Consider the following 16917-nt stretch of genomic DNA (forward strand, 5'->3'; position numbering starts at 1 on the left):
AAAGACCGGAGATACCTTGGCAGATTGAGATGCTGCCAATCTGCCATTGCGGCAGTGATTGGCAGCCATAGGCTGTCGTATAGTTAGGCCAGTCCTTGCTCTTTCAGTCGCCGATACAACGTACGTTCGCTAATGCCCAAATGCTTTGCAAGTTCGCTGCGGGTGCCTCTGAATGTGGCCAGTACATGTTTCAGCGTGCCGCTGTCGAAAGGAGCGGGAACAGAAACTTGGGCAGGTATCGAAGCTGACGTCACCGGTAGATGTACCGTGCGGATTACGCCGTCGTCGGCGAATAGACTGGCTCTCTCCAGCACGTTGCGTAGCTCGCGAATATTGCCCGGCCAGGCAAAGTGCTGCAGTTGCACAAGGGCATCAATGTCGATGGTCAGCCTGCGCCTACCAGGGCCTACCCGTTGCAGAAATGAATGAGTGAGCAAGCCAATGTCTTCGATTCGGTGGCGCAACGGCGGCAGCTGAATCGGAAAAGCGCTGATGCGGTAGTACAAGTCCTGCCGGAACTCGCCTTTCTCCATCATTTTTTCCAGAGGCTTGTGAGTTGCTGCAATCAATCTAAAGTTAGCGTGCAAGGTCTCGACGCTGCCAACGCGGCGATAAGTGCCGGACTCGATCAAACGTAACAATTTCACCTGCATCGCCAGTGGAACGTCGCCTATCTCATCGAGAAATAACGTGCCGCCCTGAGCTGTTTCAACTAAGCCAGGCTTGCGAGTGGTGGCACCGGTGAACGCGCCTTTTTCATGTCCGAACAGTTCGCTTTCAAAGAGCGTTTCAGTCAGTCCCGAGCAATCGACCACCACAAACGGTCCAGCTGTGCGCTCGCTGGTTTCATGTACGGCGCGGGCGAATAGCTCCTTACCTGTGCCGGACTCTCCCAATAACAGTACCGGCAACATTGACGGTGCTACTCGCTGAAGTTCCGACAGGGCAAGGTTGAAAGCAGGTGACGATCCGACCAACCCCTCATTGCTGGGTCGCGCCGATGCGCTGCGGACCAGCTTAAGGCGTTCCACATAAGCGGTGATGACTCCCTTTACATCTAGAATCGGGCGTAGTTCGACTTCGACATGCTCGGGACCGCGTGGTGTGTGGTGAATGTGCAAAACTCGATCTGGGCCGCGCAACTCTTGCGCTTTTTTCATCGGACAATGCTCGCCGGCCTGATCGCAGGGAACATCGTAATGGTGCGAAATCTGATAGCACTTGTGGCCGATGAAGGGTTTATCAATGCTCCCGAACTGACGCAGATACGCGGTATTGGCAGCCAGGATGTTGTAGTCCGGATCAAGCACGATCATTGGATCTGCCTCGTGTTCAAGAAACGAGACAAGTGACTGTACTTGGTGCGGGTGTGGACCGTTTTGGGGAGGCCGGCTATTGGTCATCATGGCTCCAAGGGGATTGGCTCATACTGTTGTGGCAGTGCCACCTATGTCAACAAGCTGCCAATGGCAGTTTGTTAGAACTGCTGGAATACAGAGTTATCCCAATAAATAAATAAATATTTCAATAAAATCAATTAGATGAATTTACTACGAGCACTATTCCTAGTTGGCAGCTTTATTGCAATTGTCAGCCCTTGGTGCGAGCGACTCGGAAAGAGCCCCCCTAAGGAGACTGATCATGACCGCAAAACTTCACGTTGAAGGATTCTTCGATACTGCCACCCGTACTGTCAGCTATCTTGTGCTGGATCTACCTACTCGCCACTGCGCCTTAGTGGACAGCGTACTTAATTACGACTGTAAGTCAGGCCACACGGCTACTACGTCTGCAGATAAGTTGATTGCAAGGGTGGTCGAGCTAAATGCGAAGGTTAAATGGATACTTGAGACCCATGTGCATGCGGACCACCTTACGGCTGCGCCTTACCTAAAAGAAAAGCTCGGTGGCAAAACAGGTATTGGCAACCAAGTTGCGGCCGTGCAAGAAGTCTTTGGCGCTTTGTTCAACACAGGTAAGGAAATGGCTCGGGACGGAAGTCAGTTCGATCACCTGTTCATGAATGACGAGCCATTCTCCATTGGCACGTTGCAATGCCGAACGCTGCACACGCCAGGACACACACCGGCGTGCATGACGTATGTAATCAGCGACGGCAACGAAACGGTCGCATTCGTTGGCGATACCCTGTTCATGCCCGACTACGGTACGGCACGTTGTGATTTTCCCGGCGGTGACGCGCGCACGTTATTTCAGTCGATTAACAAGGTGCTGAGTCTGCCAGCCAACACCTTGTTGTACATGTGTCACGACTATCAACCCGACGACCGAGAGGTGCAATTTGTCAGCACCGTTGCTGACCAACGCGCCCACAACGTACATGTCCGTAACGGTATTAGTGAGGAGGCGTTTGTAACAATGCGCACCAAGCGCGATGCAATCATGGAGATGCCGACGCTGATCCTGCCATCGGTTCAGGTAAATATGCGAGCTGGACATTTTCCTGAAGCTGAAGCAAACGGCACACGCTATCTGAAAATCCCTCTTAACGTCGCCTGACTTCGCTCGCAAAAAAAATCCATGAAAAATATGTCAACGCAGACACCTATGTTCATACCTCACCTCGTACCAAGACTATCGGTATCTGGACAGATTTCGTTAGGTCAGTCGGCAGAACTAAAATACGTCGGTCTGCACAGGGTGTGTAACCATCGCGGAAGGCTGTAGGCGTGGGGCAGCAAGTAAACGCCGTGGAGGACGGGTGAAAACTCGCCGTTACAGAAAGCAGATTATCTGTTGCATCTGCATCTGCATCTGCATCTGCATCTGCATCTGCATCTGCGCGGTTTGTGGTTATTCAAATCGGTTTAAACAATTTCGCGTCGGAGAAGCTTTGTGAATGTCGACTGGCTCAACTTTACTCCATGGTCATCCCTTGCAGGCGGCATATTAATTGGTTTGGCTGCAAGTCTATTTACTGTTGCCAATGGGCGTATTGCTGGTATCAGCGGCCTGATTGCGAATCTTTTACAGCGTGGTAGCGAGGGGGTGAGTGAAAAAGCGCTGTTTCTCCTCGGACTGCTCGTCGCACCGCTCTTATGGGAGTTGTTTACCGCCCTGCCACAGATGGAGTTTCAGACTGGTTGGTTCGGTCTTGTCGTCGCAGGCGCCTTGGTGGGGGTCGGCACCCGCTATGGATCGGGTTGTACGAGCGGCCATGGGGTGTGCGGGATATCGCGCCTTTCGCCGCGCTCAATGATCGCCACTGCGTGTTTCATGTTCAGTGGTTTTACTACGGTATTTTTTTTGCGTCATTTGTTCGGAGGCTAAATATGATCAAACTAACTGCGTTCATTGCCGGTCTGCTGTTTGGCTTCGGTCTGCTCTTGGGGGGCATGGCGAATCCTGGAAAGGTATTGGCGTTCTTAGATTTTACGGGTGCTTGGGACCCGTCCTTGGGCCTGGTCATGGTTGGGGCAATCGGTATAGCCATCGGCCCGCTTACTTGGGCGCGCCACCAATCCAGATCATTGCTAGGGAGACCAATGCAACTACCTGTAAAGCGGGAGTTGGACTCGCGGCTCATCGGCGGCAGCTTATTGTTTGGTATTGGCTGGGGGATTGCTGGTATCTGTCCTGGGCCTGCGGTGACAATGCTAATGACAGGTCGCTGGCAAATCGTCGTTTTCATACTAGCCATGCTGGTCGGCATGCTGTTATTTCGTGCGTTGGAAAAACGACCCAATCAGTGATCGCAAGATCACCCTAAAAGAAGGTGGGTGATGCGTAGTGTCGAAAGTGTGCTTGGGCAGGAGATGAAAATTGCAAGTTCTGCGGTTATGCAACCCAATCGCTCCCCTATTTGTTAGCGTATAAGATCAATCCAATGGGTTATTATTCTGCCTTATCCGGCCCGTTTAAACCCTAAGGATTCACTGTATGGAATCGTCACTGGAAACGGTTGCCCTTTTTTGCCTCAAGCTGGTGCATGAGAAGGAGGGCGACAGTCCGATTTTGCGTGAAGACACTGTGATGTGTGATTACCAAAAAGAGGTCTTCGGCTTGCTTGTTCGCAGAGGTGATGTCAAAGCGATACAACTTAAAGTGGCCGATTGCCTGCAGGTTGCGCTAAACGCTTTAGGGGGGGCTGATACGCCGCTCGGGAAAGAACTTCATAAACTCTCCGATAACGTCAGACGCGTTGAGACGATAGCCGCTTTGGATGCGCCATTGACAGTACTCAAGGATTATTTAAAAGAAGCTCAGTAGCCCTACCCTCGGCAGAAGCTTGGGATGAGTAAATCGTATCTAACTGCCAAAGGCCGTTCGAGGTAGTGCTCGTCATCAAAGCCGCTGCCTGGCAGCTAACATAGGGCCCGCAATTGCCTGTGAAAAGGTTTGTTACCCTCTGGCAGACTTCGACCGCAAACCCTGGGTCGCCTGCATTGACGCTTCGATGAAATGCCAACTCCATCAATGCTTGGGCACATACAGAATAGTAAGTATTGAACATTCATCGCAGCCTTGGGCAGCTACTAAACTGATCCCGTATGCGGTGGCCCAATACTGCAAGGTAATTAGCCTCCTCATCGCTTTTATCCGAGCGTCTGGCTACTCTTATGTCCAGCTCATGCAAGGCGTCAATTAGCGGGCACAATCTCTGTGTGTAAAATCGTTTGATGGCTTATTGATGTTGTTATGATGCGCGCGCCGTAATTGGCAGCGAAGCTACACCCAACCTTGCATGGGTATTTGCCTGGGCACTCTTTTTACTTCCCACGACAGGAATCTCGATGCTGGCGTACTCCAAGAAAAGCTTCCTTATCGCCGATGATTTCTCCGACTTCCGCAGTTCGGTCAGGTCGATGCTGCGCGAATTGGGTGTAGTGGAAGTAGATACCGCCGACACCGGTGAGCAGGCGTTGCTCATGTGTGCGCAAAAGCGTTACGACTTTATCCTGCATGATTTCAACTTTGGTGACGGTAAAAAAAATGGTCAGCAAGTGCTTGAAGACTTGATGGTCGACAAGCTAATGAGTCATGAAGCGATTTTTATCATGGTCACGGCCGAGAATAGCCAAGCCATGGTAATGAGTGCTTTGGAGTGGGAGCCTGATGCGTATCTGACTAAACCTTTCAACCGCGCTGGCCTGGCTCAGCGTCTTGAGAAGCTTGCCCAGCGCAAGACCTTACTCAAGCCGATTCTTCAGGCGCTTGATCGTGACAAACCTGTGGAAGTAATGGCTGCCTGCGCCAGCCTTACGCAGCAAGACCAGCGCTTCGCTCCCCTCTGCTTGCGCTACAAGGCCAATGCCTTGCGCGATCTAAATCAACATGACGCGCTGGAAAGCTTTCTCAAGTCGGTGTTGGCCGACCGCGCTACGCCTTGGGCTTACGCGGGGCTCGGCAAGTTATTACTCAAACGTGGTAAAGCCGTCGAGGCACAGGCGATTTATGAGCGAGCAATTGTTGCCTTCCCGATGATGCCCACGCTCTACGACGGTCTGGCCGATGTGTTGGTTGCTCAGGGAGAGGTCAAGCGCGCACAGAGCGTGCTTGAAAATGCGGTGCGTCTGTCGCCATTGGCGGTGCGCCGGCAACGGTTGCTGGGCAAGTTGGCGATGGGTAATGACGATTTTGAAAGTGCCTCCAAGGCCTATCGTTACGCTGTCTCCCAAGGCAAGTTTTCTCGTTTCAAGGATCCAGAGAGTAACTTGGGCCTGGCACAAGCGCTGATCAACAAAAATGGCGATAACGGGCTGGATGCGCGCTCTCGGGTAGAGGTTAACCAGACACTGGGGGATGTCGCGAAGGAATACGGTAGCGACCAGGGGCTACAAATGCGCACCGGTTTGATGAAAGCCACCAGTCTTAAACGGTCAGACCCTGAAGCTGCGGCGAAACTGACGCTGGAGGCGTTGGCACATCTTGAGGGCATGGATCATTTCTTCAGCGCCGAGACTGCGCTATTGGTTGCCTCCCAACTCCAGCAACTGGGCCAAGAAAAAGCAGGCGCCGGAATATTGAAAAGCTGCGCAGAAATATACGGTGATGATCCTGCGGTCATGCAAGGTATCGGTCGCCTAACCGATGATCCAGCGATCCTTGGTGCGGGCAAGGCGGCGTCCGATCTAAACCTTCAAGGCGTGCGCCAATACAAGGCCGGTAATATCGCCGAAGCCCAAAGTTTCTTCCGTCAGGCAATGGCGTTGCAATCAAAGAACATCAGTATCGCGCTGAACCTGGTGCAGTCGTTGCTGCACGCAAAAGGTATGCCTGCAGATTCTGCAGGGCTTGAAGAATGTCGGGTTTGCCTGAAGATGATTGGCATGATGCCCGAGACCGACCCGCGTTATGAGCGCTATCAGAAATTGCAAAGCAGGGCGTTTGGCGCATGAACGATAACGGGCTCGACTTCTCGATGGTGATCGCCTCCGTCGTACATGACATGAAAAATTCTTTATCGACGCTGATGCACGCTCACAGCCAGTGGCTGACTCAACTGACTAAAGCTCAGCAAGACGTCCCCGAACATGGGGCCATCGAATACGAATTTGCCCACCTCAACGGTATGTTGGTGCAACTGCTTGGGCTATATAAGCTGGGCGTCAATCAGCTACCCCTGCGCCCTGACTATCACGAGCTTGATGATTTCATCGAAGCTCTGCTGGCCTGCCACCAGGATGTCTTGCACAGTCACGGTATTGTCGCGAACTACGAGATCGAGGGCTTTAATGAACTCGGTTTCTTTGACCGTGAACTGATCAGCTCGGTTGTGGCAAACATCATCATCAATGCGATCCGCTATGCGCGCCACACGATACTGATCACCGCCCATGAAGAGGACGGCCAATTGGTGTTGACCGTCAATGACGATGGCCCAGGTTATCCGGCTCAGATGCTTGAGCATCAGTCAGACTACGTGCAGGGTATCAATCAACGCAGCGGCAGCACCGGCTTGGGCCTTTATTTCGCCGCGCGCATCGCCGAACGGCATGAGCGAAACGGTGTGCGTGGGCACATCGAACTGGCCAACGGCGGCAAGTTGGGCGGCGGTAAATTCATTATTTACCTGCCCTAAAGTCTCGCCGTCATCAGCATTAAGATGACGCGCACACCCTGCGCGCGGATCAACAGATCCTAGGCAATTGTTCCCCGGTCAACCAATCCACGATCCGCCGCCCGCCAAAGCGGGTCTGCATCTGCACGAACCCATGTGAGTCATCCAGAACAGTGCCAATGCGCACTGCGTTTTGCCCCAGCGGATGGTCGCGCATGGCACTCAGCAGCGGTTCGGCGTCGGCCTGCGAGCAAATGGCGACCAACTTGCCCTCGTTGGCGATATACAAGGGATCGAGGCCCAGCAGTTCACAGGCGGCTTCAACTTGGGGTAGAACCGGGATCATCGCTTCGTCGAGCAACATGCCCACCCCGGATTGACCAGCAATTTCGTTCAGCGTTGTGGCCAGTCCGCCCCGCGTCGGGTCGCGGAGTACGCGCAGACCTGGAGCGACGGCGAGCATCTTGGCGACCAGTTCGTGCAGGGCAATGCTGTCGGAAAGAATTTCGGTGTCGAATTCCAACGCCTCGCGCTTGGACATGATCGCCACGCCGTGCTCACCGATGCTACCGGATAACAAAATGGCATCGCCAGGACGCGCGCGATGGCCGCCCGTGTCAACGCCAGTGGCGACCACGCCAATTCCGGTGGTGCTGATGAAGACGCCGTCGCCTTTGCCGCGCTCAACCACTTTGGTATCGCCGGTGACAATCGGTACACCGGCATCCCGGGAGGCGCGGGCCATGGACTCGACGATGCGCTTGAGGTCGGCCAAAGGATAGCCTTCCTCGATGATAAAGCTGGCGGACAGATAGAGTGGGCGCGCGCCGGTCATGGCCACGTCGTTGACCGTGCCATGCACCGACAGGCTGCCGATGTCGCCGCCGGGAAAGAACAGCGGCGAGACCACATGGGCGTCGGTGGCCATGACCATGCGTTCGCCGGGGGCGAGTGCCGGGCTGAAGACAGCGCCGTCGTTGCCCTCACGCAGCCAAGCATTGTCGAAGGCGGCGACGAACAGTTCTTCGATTAATTGCGCCGAGGCGCGTCCGCCCGCGCCGTGGCTCATGTCGATGCGCCCGTCGCGCAGGTTCAGCGGACGAACATAGCCGCGCTTGACCGGGGAACGAGCGTTCATAAAGCGACCACCTCAATATCCTTGTAGCGCCCGTAGGCGTAATGCGCGGCGCACGCGCCTTCGTTGGAAACCATGCATGACCCCATGGGGTTTTCCGGTGTACACACGGTGCCAAACAAGCGGCAATCAGTGGGTTTTTTCTGGCCCCGCAGAATTGCGCCGCACTCACAGGCTTTGTGGTCCGGCACCGCCTTATATTCCAGGCCAAAGCGCACTTCGGCGTCGTAGCGGGCGAAGGCCGGGCGAATCCGCAGGGCGCTGAGCGGGACTTCGCCGAGCCCGCGCCATTCAAAACTGGGACGTAGCTCGAACACTTCATCCATCAACGCCTGGGCACCGGTATTGCCATGGCGCCCGACTGCGCGGATGAACTCGTTCTCAACCTCGGCCCGGCCTCCGTTGACCTGGCGCACCAGCATCAAGATGGCTTGCATCACGTCCAGCGGCTCAAAACCGGCGATCACCACCGGCTTGCGGTACCGAAGGGCGAAGCCCTCATAAGGCGCCGAGCCAATGACGATGCTGACGTGCGCCGGGCCGATGAAGCCGTCCAGTTCCACCGCTGAAGCGGCGTCATGTTGCGGGGCGGCGAGAATGTGAGAGATCGCCGCTGGGGTCAGGACATGGCAGCAAAGCACGCTGAAGTTATCCAGATCGCGTGCCGCCGCTTCGCGAATGATCAGCGCGGTAGGCGGGGTCGTGGTCTCGAAGCCGATGGCAAAGAACACCACTTGCCGTGATGGATTCGCCTCAGCAATTTTCAGCGCATCCAGCGGCGAGTAGATCATGCGGATGTCAGCGCCGTGGGCCTTGGCCCGCAACAAAGAAAGTCCTTCGGAGGCCGGCACACGCAGGGTGTCGCCGTAACTGCACAGGATCGCGCCGTCTTCCAGCGCCAGCTTGATTGCCAGGTCGATGCGTCCAATCGGCAATACGCAGACCGGGCAACCAGGACCGTGGATCATGCGCACGTTATCCGGCAGCAATTCGCTCACGCCATAGCGAGAAATCGCGTGAGTGTGGCCGCCGCAGAACTCCATGAACCGATAGGCGCGGTCGGGGTGCGCTTCTTCGCGGATGCGGGCAGCGATGCGTTGCGCCAACTCGCCGTCGCGGTATTCGTCGATGTACTTCATGAGGCTTCCGATTGCGCGCGGTTCAATTCGTCGAACATTTCCAGCGTGCGCTGGGCTTCTTCTGGATCAATCAAACCCAAGGCATAGCCGACATGGATAATCACGTAGTCGCCGACCTGTGCTTCAGGCACCAGCGCCAAGGAGATTTCTTTGCGGATACCGCCGAGATCCACCAGCGCTGTGTCGACACCACGCAGTTCGATGACGCGGGCGGGAATGGCTAGGCACATGGGATTTCCTCCAGCGGCAAGGCCGCTTGGCTTTCAAGTTCGGGCCAATGGGCGGCGATCCAGCCTTGGCCGAGGGCAAGTCCGGCATCGCCGCAGGACACGCTTTGTGCGGTAAACACCTGTACGCCACAGGCGCTAAGCCGTTGGGTAAGTCGCGCACTGAGCAAGCGATTGGCGAAACAGCCGCCGCCGAGCATGACCGGCAGATTTCCAGGCTGTTGCAGTACCCAGTCTGAAAGGGCAGCAGCCAGTGCCAAGTGAAAAACTGCTGCGCCTTCGGCGCTGCGGCCATGGTCGGCCAGATCGAATAGCCGGGTAAGCAACAGGCGCAGATCCAGCACGCCGTCCGCTTGAATGCGCCATAGGCCATCAACTACCGGGTCGGCGTTCACCGCCAGGTACTCGCTGGCCGAACGTTCCAGCGCGATAGCCGCTTCGGCCTCGGCTTGCTGGCGAACACTGAGACCCAGAATTCCGGCAGCCGCGTCGAACCAGCGGCCCGCGCCGCTGCTCGGCGGGCAATTGAGCTCACGGCGGAGCATGCCGGCGACGGTGCCGGCGCTTTGCTCGCCCACCAGCGGGCCCAGACGCGGGGTGATTTCAGCGTCGCGGCCCAACAGGTGCAGCGCGGCGGCGGTCAGCCGCCACGGCTCACGGGCGGCGATGTCGCCACCTGGCAACGGCAACGGCAGCAGATGACCGAGCCGACGCCAAGCGTGAGCGACCCACAGCAACTCGCCACCCCAAGCGGCGCCGTCACTGCCCAAGCCAACGCCGTCCAGTGCCAGACCCAGCACCGGCCCGTCGAGTCCATGTTCAGCCATCACCGCAGCAACATGGGCGTGGTGATGCTGAACCGCCAGCGCTGGCACGTCCAATCGCTCGGCCAGGCTGACGGCCAGTTGCGAACTGTAGAAATCCGGGTGCAAGTCATGGGCGATAGCGTGCGGCGTGATCTCGGCCAATGTCAGCAGGCGTTCCAACGACGCCTCAAGGGCCAGACAACTTTGCGGATCGCCCAGATCACCGTGCACCGGTGACCACAACACCTGATCGCGCTGGAGCAGACACGCCGCATTTTTTAGCCAGGCACCGCAGGCCAATACCGGTGGCCAGACGTTCATGTTGGGGAGTTTCTGACTGTGCACGTCAGGCCTCCTTGGTTGATATTTTTAGCGCTGCCAGCTCCGCTTCCAGCGCGGCAATGCGCGCCGCTCGGCGATCCATTTGCGGCGCGCCGGCCAGCAGCCAGTCGATCCAGGCATCCAGACCGGTGCCGTCGCGGGCGCTGAGCTGAATGATCTGCAACTGCGGATTGACCTGATGGGCGTAGTCCAGGCAGCGCTGCACATCGAAGTCCAGGTGCGGCAACAGGTCGATCTTGTTGAGAATCATCAATTGCGCGGCGGCGAACATGTCCGGGTACTTGAGCGGTTTGTCCTCGCCTTCGGTGACCGACAAAATCGCCACTTTCCCGGCTTCGCCAAGGTCCCACAGCGCCGGGCAGACCAAATTGCCGACGTTCTCGATAAACAGAATGCCCGCCGGTTCGTCTGCGGCCTTTGGGTGATGGTTATGAGTATGGTGATTGGAAAGCAGCGGAGCCTTGGCGTGAGAGTGGCCATGCCCTGCGGCGTGCAGTTCATCGTGCAGCGGCAGGCGCGCATAGGCTTGGGTGATCATCCGCGCGTCCAGGTGGCAACCCTTGCCGGTGTTGATCTGGATCGCCGCCACCCCGGTTTCGCGGATGCGCTCGGCGTCGTGACGGGTCTGTTGGTCGCCTTCAATGACCGCCAATGGCAACCCAGGTTGGCGTGCGCGCAGGGCCAGCAGGGTGGCACACAACAGCGTGGTTTTTCCCGAGCCGGGGCTGGACACCAGGTTGAGCGCCAACACGCCGTGGGCGGTGAAATTCTGCCGATTGCGGGCGGCGTGGCGGTCGTTCTCGCCGAGCACATCTTGTTCGATGCGGATCGTGCGTGCCTGGCTCAAGCCGGGCACTGAAACCCGCGCTTGGCCCGCGCCGTAATGCAGATCGCCAGTGGCGTCGACCTGCACGTCGCTATCGGGGGCGGCTTCGTTGCTTGGGTCTTGCTCGTGTGAATGGCCGGTACCGCAGCCGCAGACGACGCACATGGCGTTTCTCCAGATCTCTAATCAGAAATCAAATGTCAGTGGTCCTCGACCTGTAGATCGAGGATGCGTAATTCGGTGCCGCCGGTGGGCTGCAACCAGAAGCCGCCGCAGGTCGGGCAAGGTGCGCCGCGTTCGACCAAGGGCACGCTGGCGGCGCAGTCCAGGCACCAGGCCTGACCGTGGGGCTCTTCGATGTCGATCTGCGCGCCTGCCAGCAACGTGCCGGGTGCCAACGCTTCCAGGGCGAAACGCAACGCATGCACTTCGACCCCGGCCAGTTTTCCGGCCTCCAGACGTAAACGGCTGACGCGCACGAACGGATCGGCCGCCGCTGCTGCTTCCACAGCACTAAGAATGCCGCCCGCCAGACTCAATTCATGCATGGATTGGCGTTCCTTGGTGGTTGTCTGGGTCCATCTTCAGACCGGTTTCTAGCGTAAACGCGATGCAGGGATCGAAGGCCGCCATCAATAACTCGGCCTGGCGCTGGCTGCGTGGATCGTCACTGGGTAACGATGACAGCGCCTGGGACAGAGCGCCCTGCGGGTGCATGTTCCATTCGGTGGGCGCAACGATTTGATAGTCGCTGATCTTTACGCCGTCGCCGTGACACTCCAGACATACCCGATGCAGCAACAGACCGCGAGCGGTTTCGCTCCAGGCCAAGGCTTCGCCCGTATCCAAGGCCAGTGCGCCAAGCGCCGGGGCGCGGGCATCGGGCAGCGACAGTCGGGCCAGTTCGGCGACCCGCGCACCCAGTCTTAGCCAGGCGGTGCTGTGGCGTTTCGGATGGGCTTCACCCAGTCGGGTCCAACTTCCGGTTTCGCAGGGTTGGCCATTCAGTTCAGGGCGCTTGGCAAAATCGGCGCAACCACGCAAGTGCTCTGCAGTTGCGCGTAACGCTGAGTTGTCGGTGATCAGTTGCAGCGCATTCACCGGCAATTGCAGCGATTGCGCATCGTCGCGGCAGTGGGCGAAGGCGCGGCTAAGCCAGTGGTTCTTGAGCGAAGTCCATTCCATTAAGGTGCGCTGAGGATCGTCTTCCCAGCGTTGTAGCCAAGCGCGCACCGGGGCGCCGAGCCAGACACTCATGGTGGCTTCGGGCGCTTGATCCCAAGCATGCAGTTCAATGGGAGAGCAGCGCTCAGCGCTGGGGTTAAGCAACAGCGGCCAGTCGAGCAGGATACGCCGCAGGTGCTCACGGCGAGTTTCGGCTAGTAAAGCCAGGCTGGCGCCCACCTGGATCGTTGCCTGCCCCTGCAATGCCGTGCTAACTGCAAGTTGCGCAGTCAATCCATGGGCCTGAGCGCATAAGCTGTAAAGCAGCGGCAGACGTACAGCCGCAGCCTCAGGGGGTTGGCCGCGCAATAGACGCGCGGCCAAAAGCGGGCGGCTGCCGATGATCGCCGGTTGCTGACCGGGTCGAATCGTGAGTGATCCGGCAAGCCCAGACAGGCTGTTTGGGGGCGTCATTGCGCGTCGCCGGACAAACGGCCGAACAGCAACGAGCGGCGACTAAGCGCCGGGTGTTGCGGGGTGTGTTCTTCTTCGGCCGGGCCGCGCAAAAGCATCAATACCTGTTCAGCGGTGGCGCGGGCTGCCGCTTGATCCGCGAACTCAAAAACCGGCGAAAACAACGAGCAGCTTTCGTAGGTGCCGAAGTCTGCATCGACTGCGCCAATGAACGTTAGGTGTTGGCCACCGAACAGATGTTCACGGGAGGCGCCTTGGGCCAAGGGTGCACTCAAGGCTGGAGCCAACCACATCAGGTTCATGAACCAGGGCGTGATCAGAATCCCGAGCACCCCGCAGGACGCGTCTTCACCGGCAACTTGCGGGGCAAAACCCACGGCCTCGACCTCCAACACGGGATTGAGGAAGGGCAGGCCGCGCATGCGAGTGTCGGCGATATCCCGGAAATGGGCCGCCAGTTCTGCTCCCCGCAGTTGCGCACTGTCTGGCCATTCAGGCTGCGTCATTGAGCACCATGAACTGCTCGGCGGCGCCATCGCAGTTCGGGCAGCACCAATGGTCCGGCAACGCGGAAAACGGCGTGCCGGGCTCAATTTGCCACACCGGATCACCGTCCTTCGGGTCGTACACCCACCAGCAGATCTTGCACTCCAGGCGAGTGTCATCGCTGATGCGAGTGGAATCGCCTCGGTAGCTGCCTTCAAAGCTGGGTCTGTCCGTCATATCACTGCCCTTCAAACCATTGAATAACATCCTCGAAACGCTCCAGCGAATCGCTGAGGTCTTCCGGCGCTGCGCAGATCACCTCTGGCAGGTCGGTGATCTCGATGGTGTCGAGAATGAGCGCATCCTGGGAATTGAAGTACGTGACGCGCCAGCAGTTGTGGATCAGGGTGCTGCTGATCCGGCAATTGCCGTAACCACGCGCCAATGCCCGCACTGGGCCGACCGGCAAACACACGTCGAGGAAACCAATGTCTTGCTCGGACAACGGCAGCAGCGTCAGGTTGATCACATGGGCCGGGCTGCCGGGTTGCCAGTGCTGAGTCTGGTCTTCGATCTCGGTGAGAATCGCCGGAGCGTTCATCACGCCCATCGGCAGCGCAGACCGGATATCAAAGGCTGCTGGCCGCGCCGCGTCACGGGCAACGCTGCGCAGTTGGGCGGGGGCGGCACCGACCTCGACATAATCTTGGCCTTCACCATAGAGGCGCCAGACCCCAGCGAAGATCGACTCCTGAATCCGCAACGGCGGTTCCACGACCAGCATGATGCTGACTTCGCCTTCACCGAGCAGTTGATCCAGCAGCGTGCGATCACCGACTTCAAGCCCGCTCAAATCGAGGCTTTCTGTGGCTTCACCGCGGTTGCAGGCATACAGCCGGTGCAGAAGGTCTTGCAACGCCTGACGTGCGCCGGGCAATTCGTCCAATTCTTCCGGCTCGGGCAGTATCGGCGCGCTGTGGGTGTACATGCCTTGGGGCATGCTGATGTATTCGAGGACTTCCTCTTCCACTTGGGAGCCGGGACCGAGATCGACCAGCGGGATGTACATTTGTGGGGCCATAGGCGTTCCTCCGTTCACTGGCAACCACCGTTAGCGCCAGGCGTTTCGGCGAACAGGGGAATGCGGGCATTGCTCTGGGCCAAGGCTTTATCAGCCAGGCTCAGGTATTCGTCCCAGTCGTGCATGCCGTCGATGGTAGTGACGTAACCGCCGTCGCGCAGCCAGACCAAGGTCGGCCAGCGGCGCAGGGCAAAACGTGCCGCGATGGCTTCTTCTTCCGCGCGATGAACGACACCCAGCCGCAAGGTGCAGCCGTGGCGGCGGGACACTTCCTGGCGCAGTTCGGGCAAGACCACCGCCACGTCCAGGGATTCAGGGTGGCGCACCGGGTCGCCACACAGCAGCAACAGACAGTTGCCGCCCAGGGCGAGCCAGGCGTCGAGGTTTTCGCAGCCAATCCAGCTGGCGTCGAATTGCTCCACCAGCCGCGTGATCAGCGCAGGGATGGCCGGCGGGACAGGGATAGGCGCCATGAAAGCGGCGGATTCACTCATGTGGATTCCTTGAGGTTGGGCCGCACGGGCGCAGCAGCGATGGGTGATTGGCCCAACAGGGTGGCGAGCTGTTCAGCGTTCATCGCTGAAGGCAGGCTGAAGCCGGGCGCGGTGTCCGGCTCCGGCGCGTTGCCGAACATCGCCGATTCAAGCATGACCAGGGTCGAGTCGATTTCTGCCGCCCGCTGTGGGTCGAGGCGTTCGCGGGCGGCGTCGAGAAAGATCAGCAACCAGTCATCGACCTCGCAGGTGCCGACCAGCGAGGTGTCGATGAGCCGGTCCCGGCCGTGGCGGTCGCGGCACACGGAAGAGCCAAGGTTGGCACTTACCACTTGCATGGGCAGTCCGATGCACATATCAAACGCGCCTGGCGAGAATGCGTTCGTCACCGATCCGGCAAGCGTTCTGCGCAGAAGGGCGTTCGCCTTCGTAGCGGTCCAACTCCAAGTGCGGCAAGGTCACTGCCTCTTCATCGGTGAGCGGCGAAGCGCGTTGACGCGGCTCGGCACCCCAGGTTTCCAGGACCCGCACCGCTTCGGTCAACGCGCCTTCCATGGCCGCCCTGACGACCGGCCGCAGGCTGCCGCCGTAATCCATCATGTGCTCCGGCTGGCAACCGATCAGCAGCACCCGTTGCGGGAAATGACCGGTCAGTTGGGCCAGCATCAGCACCTCCTGAAAACCGGTCTGGTGCAGGCTCAACTTCTTGATGCCGAGGAATTTAGGCACTTCATCGTCGGTGACGAACTTCAACTCACCGGGGGTCAGGTTGTAATCGACCGCATCGAAAATCAGCAGGTAATCGGCTTCCTGCACATGCTGGATCAAGTACAAACCCTGGGTGCCGCCATCGATCAGCGCGACGTTGTCCGCGAACTCATAGCGTTGCTGTAACGCTTCGACACAGCGCACGCCGAAGCCTTCATCGGCCCACAGCAGATTGCCAATGCCCAACACGGTGATGCGTGGACGGGGCGATGCTGAGGTTTTCATGAGTGACTCTGCTGGTGTGTTCATTTTTTGAAGGTCTTGTAGCCGGAGATCATCCCGCCGATCAGGCTGAGGCGACCGTTGATTTCTTCGCGGACGGCGGCGTACACGTGCAGCCCTATGAAGATCAGCATTACCCACATACCGAAGTGGTGCAGGGTATGGACTTGTTGGGATTGCCCCAGCAGCGGCAGCACCCAGCCGAACATCCGTTCTTGCCACGAGCCCATTTGCGACCCTTCGCCATACAGCGCGAAACCGGTCAGGACCATGAATATCGAGGTCAGCAGGAACACGAAAAACATGGCGAAACGCGACAGCGGGTTGTGCCCGAAGGTCGGCTCCGGGATCGGCCCGGCGAACAGGTAATAACGCAGCCAGATGTAGAAGTCAGCCCAGTAAGCTTTGCTCAGCACCGGAACCGAGAACAGTTCCCGGGCGTGATGATTGCCCACCAAGGCCCAGTAGGTGCGGCCCAGCAGGCCAATAGCAAACACATAGCCGGCGGTGAAGTGCGCGAAGCGGATGTAGCCCATGACGAAATGGGCGCTGGCTTCACCCGGTTGGGTGGCCAGTGGGGAGCCGATTAAATACCCGGTGACCGCCAGCACTAAAATGCAGGCGGCATTGATCCAATGCCACATGCGCACCGGTGCCTCGTAAACGTACTCCGGCAGGCCCATGGGGGTTTCAGTCTGAAGGGTCATATCTTCACCTTTGGAAGGGCAGGTG

At 58.2% G+C, this 16917-nt stretch carries 21 protein-coding genes; 6 read left to right on the plus strand and 15 right to left on the minus strand.

Annotated elements, in window-relative coordinates; all coding sequences use genetic code 11:
* Positions 1 to 83: 83 nt before the first annotated feature.
* Positions 84 to 1403, minus strand: a complete 1320-nt coding sequence (locus QN378_RS03375) for a sigma-54 interaction domain-containing protein (protein WP_323567411.1) — start codon at positions 1401 to 1403, stop codon at positions 84 to 86.
* A gap of 238 nt (positions 1404 to 1641) precedes the next feature.
* On the opposite strand from QN378_RS03375, the gene QN378_RS03380 reads away from it, so the two are divergent.
* From QN378_RS03380 to QN378_RS03405, 6 genes are all read left to right on the plus strand, one after another.
* The gene (locus tag QN378_RS03380) at positions 1642 to 2520 is read left to right on the plus strand and encodes an MBL fold metallo-hydrolase (RefSeq protein WP_322202216.1); all 879 of its coding nucleotides are present in this window, start codon (positions 1642 to 1644) and stop codon (positions 2518 to 2520) included.
* A gap of 336 nt (positions 2521 to 2856) precedes the next feature.
* Positions 2857 to 3291 carry a YeeE/YedE family protein gene (locus QN378_RS03385; RefSeq protein WP_322202218.1) on the plus strand — a complete coding sequence of 145 codons (435 nt, stop codon included), beginning with the start codon at positions 2857 to 2859 and terminating at the stop codon, positions 3289 to 3291.
* 2 nt (positions 3292 to 3293) lie between these two features.
* Positions 3294 to 3713, plus strand: a complete 420-nt coding sequence (locus QN378_RS03390; protein WP_322202220.1) for a DUF6691 family protein — start codon at positions 3294 to 3296, stop codon at positions 3711 to 3713.
* Between the two features lie 187 nt (positions 3714 to 3900).
* Entirely contained in the window at positions 3901 to 4230 is a 330-nt protein-coding gene (locus QN378_RS03395) for a hypothetical protein (protein ID WP_322202222.1), read from the plus strand.
* A gap of 524 nt (positions 4231 to 4754) precedes the next feature.
* Entirely contained in the window at positions 4755 to 6359 is a 1605-nt protein-coding gene (locus QN378_RS03400; protein WP_322202224.1) for a response regulator, read from the plus strand.
* Positions 6356 to 7042 carry a HAMP domain-containing sensor histidine kinase gene (locus QN378_RS03405; protein WP_322202226.1) on the plus strand — a complete coding sequence of 229 codons (687 nt, stop codon included), beginning with the start codon at positions 6356 to 6358 and terminating at the stop codon, positions 7040 to 7042. The genes QN378_RS03400 and QN378_RS03405 overlap by 4 nt, the downstream gene beginning before the upstream one ends.
* Positions 7043 to 7091: 49 nt before the next feature.
* Here the strand turns inward: QN378_RS03405 and hypE are convergent, their stop codons facing one another.
* The 14 genes from hypE to cybH are packed head-to-tail and all read right to left on the minus strand — an operon-like array spanning position 7092 to position 16892.
* Entirely contained in the window at positions 7092 to 8159 is a 1068-nt protein-coding gene (gene hypE / locus QN378_RS03410; protein WP_322202227.1) for a hydrogenase expression/formation protein HypE, read from the minus strand.
* Positions 8156 to 9295 carry a hydrogenase formation protein HypD gene (gene hypD, locus QN378_RS03415; RefSeq protein WP_322202229.1) on the minus strand — a complete coding sequence of 380 codons (1140 nt, stop codon included), beginning with the start codon at positions 9293 to 9295 and terminating at the stop codon, positions 8156 to 8158. The genes hypE and hypD overlap by 4 nt, the downstream gene beginning before the upstream one ends.
* A complete protein-coding gene (locus QN378_RS03420; RefSeq protein WP_322165159.1) occupies positions 9292 to 9525 on the minus strand; it encodes a HypC/HybG/HupF family hydrogenase formation chaperone in 234 nt (77 codons plus the stop codon). Before QN378_RS03420 ends, hypD begins: the two co-directional genes overlap by 4 nt.
* On the minus strand, positions 9516 to 10673 hold the full coding sequence (locus QN378_RS03425; RefSeq protein WP_322202231.1) for a carbamoyltransferase HypF: 1158 nt from the start codon (positions 10671 to 10673) through the stop codon (positions 9516 to 9518). Before QN378_RS03425 ends, QN378_RS03420 begins: the two co-directional genes overlap by 10 nt.
* Position 10674: 1 nt before the next feature.
* Positions 10675 to 11661 carry a hydrogenase nickel incorporation protein HypB gene (gene hypB / locus QN378_RS03430; protein ID WP_322202233.1) on the minus strand — a complete coding sequence of 329 codons (987 nt, stop codon included), beginning with the start codon at positions 11659 to 11661 and terminating at the stop codon, positions 10675 to 10677.
* A gap of 35 nt (positions 11662 to 11696) precedes the next feature.
* Entirely contained in the window at positions 11697 to 12044 is a 348-nt protein-coding gene (locus QN378_RS03435) for a hydrogenase maturation nickel metallochaperone HypA (protein WP_322165155.1), read from the minus strand.
* Entirely contained in the window at positions 12037 to 13134 is a 1098-nt protein-coding gene (locus tag QN378_RS03440) for a nickel-dependent hydrogenase large subunit (RefSeq protein WP_322202235.1), read from the minus strand. The genes QN378_RS03435 and QN378_RS03440 overlap by 8 nt, the downstream gene beginning before the upstream one ends.
* The gene (gene hybE, locus QN378_RS03445) at positions 13131 to 13640 is read right to left on the minus strand and encodes a [NiFe]-hydrogenase assembly chaperone HybE (protein ID WP_322202237.1); all 510 of its coding nucleotides are present in this window, start codon (positions 13638 to 13640) and stop codon (positions 13131 to 13133) included. Before hybE ends, QN378_RS03440 begins: the two co-directional genes overlap by 4 nt.
* Entirely contained in the window at positions 13627 to 13857 is a 231-nt protein-coding gene (locus tag QN378_RS03450; protein WP_322202239.1) for a rubredoxin, read from the minus strand. The genes hybE and QN378_RS03450 overlap by 14 nt, the downstream gene beginning before the upstream one ends.
* A gap of 1 nt (position 13858) precedes the next feature.
* Positions 13859 to 14701 (minus strand): hydrogenase expression/formation protein, encoded by an 843-nt coding sequence (locus tag QN378_RS03455; protein ID WP_322202241.1) that lies wholly within the window; start codon positions 14699 to 14701, stop codon positions 13859 to 13861.
* A gap of 14 nt (positions 14702 to 14715) precedes the next feature.
* Entirely contained in the window at positions 14716 to 15195 is a 480-nt protein-coding gene (locus tag QN378_RS03460) for a hydrogenase (RefSeq protein ID WP_322202243.1), read from the minus strand.
* The gene (locus tag QN378_RS03465) at positions 15192 to 15551 is read right to left on the minus strand and encodes a HypC/HybG/HupF family hydrogenase formation chaperone (protein ID WP_322165149.1); all 360 of its coding nucleotides are present in this window, start codon (positions 15549 to 15551) and stop codon (positions 15192 to 15194) included. The genes QN378_RS03460 and QN378_RS03465 overlap by 4 nt, the downstream gene beginning before the upstream one ends.
* A 1-nt stretch (position 15552) precedes the next feature.
* On the minus strand, positions 15553 to 16188 hold the full coding sequence (locus QN378_RS03470; protein ID WP_322165148.1) for a HyaD/HybD family hydrogenase maturation endopeptidase: 636 nt from the start codon (positions 16186 to 16188) through the stop codon (positions 15553 to 15555).
* A gap of 20 nt (positions 16189 to 16208) precedes the next feature.
* Positions 16209 to 16892 carry a Ni/Fe-hydrogenase, b-type cytochrome subunit gene (cybH, locus tag QN378_RS03475; RefSeq protein ID WP_323549445.1) on the minus strand — a complete coding sequence of 228 codons (684 nt, stop codon included), beginning with the start codon at positions 16890 to 16892 and terminating at the stop codon, positions 16209 to 16211.
* Positions 16893 to 16917: the final 25 nt, after the last annotated feature.

Source organism: Pseudomonas sp. 10S5, assembly GCF_035019745.1.
In the GTDB taxonomy this organism is placed as follows: domain Bacteria; phylum Pseudomonadota; class Gammaproteobacteria; order Pseudomonadales; family Pseudomonadaceae; genus Aquipseudomonas.

Coding starts and splice junctions, on each gene's coding strand:
- QN378_RS03405 (WP_322202226.1), top strand. CDS start 6,356: ATGAACGATAACGGGCTCGACTTCTCGATGGTGATCGCCTCCGTCGTA.
- hypD (WP_322202229.1), bottom strand. CDS start 9,295: ATGAAGTACATCGACGAATACCGCGACGGCGAGTTGGCGCAACGCATC.
- QN378_RS03380 (WP_322202216.1), top strand. CDS start 1,642: ATGACCGCAAAACTTCACGTTGAAGGATTCTTCGATACTGCCACCCGT.
- cybH (WP_323549445.1), bottom strand. CDS start 16,892: ATGACCCTTCAGACTGAAACCCCCATGGGCCTGCCGGAGTACGTTTAC.
- hybE (WP_322202237.1), bottom strand. CDS start 13,640: ATGACGCAGCCTGAATGGCCAGACAGTGCGCAACTGCGGGGAGCAGAA.
- QN378_RS03400 (WP_322202224.1), top strand. CDS start 4,755: ATGCTGGCGTACTCCAAGAAAAGCTTCCTTATCGCCGATGATTTCTCC.
- hypE (WP_322202227.1), bottom strand. CDS start 8,159: ATGAACGCTCGTTCCCCGGTCAAGCGCGGCTATGTTCGTCCGCTGAAC.
- QN378_RS03455 (WP_322202241.1), bottom strand. CDS start 14,701: ATGGCCCCACAAATGTACATCCCGCTGGTCGATCTCGGTCCCGGCTCC.
- hypB (WP_322202233.1), bottom strand. CDS start 11,661: ATGTGCGTCGTCTGCGGCTGCGGTACCGGCCATTCACACGAGCAAGAC.
- QN378_RS03460 (WP_322202243.1), bottom strand. CDS start 15,195: ATGAGTGAATCCGCCGCTTTCATGGCGCCTATCCCTGTCCCGCCGGCC.
- QN378_RS03390 (WP_322202220.1), top strand. CDS start 3,294: ATGATCAAACTAACTGCGTTCATTGCCGGTCTGCTGTTTGGCTTCGGT.
- QN378_RS03465 (WP_322165149.1), bottom strand. CDS start 15,551: ATGTGCATCGGACTGCCCATGCAAGTGGTAAGTGCCAACCTTGGCTCT.
- QN378_RS03470 (WP_322165148.1), bottom strand. CDS start 16,188: ATGAAAACCTCAGCATCGCCCCGTCCACGCATCACCGTGTTGGGCATT.
- QN378_RS03440 (WP_322202235.1), bottom strand. CDS start 13,134: ATGACGCCCCCAAACAGCCTGTCTGGGCTTGCCGGATCACTCACGATT.
- QN378_RS03420 (WP_322165159.1), bottom strand. CDS start 9,525: ATGTGCCTAGCCATTCCCGCCCGCGTCATCGAACTGCGTGGTGTCGAC.
- QN378_RS03450 (WP_322202239.1), bottom strand. CDS start 13,857: ATGACGGACAGACCCAGCTTTGAAGGCAGCTACCGAGGCGATTCCACT.
- QN378_RS03395 (WP_322202222.1), top strand. CDS start 3,901: ATGGAATCGTCACTGGAAACGGTTGCCCTTTTTTGCCTCAAGCTGGTG.
- QN378_RS03375 (WP_323567411.1), bottom strand. CDS start 1,403: ATGACCAATAGCCGGCCTCCCCAAAACGGTCCACACCCGCACCAAGTA.
- QN378_RS03435 (WP_322165155.1), bottom strand. CDS start 12,044: ATGCATGAATTGAGTCTGGCGGGCGGCATTCTTAGTGCTGTGGAAGCA.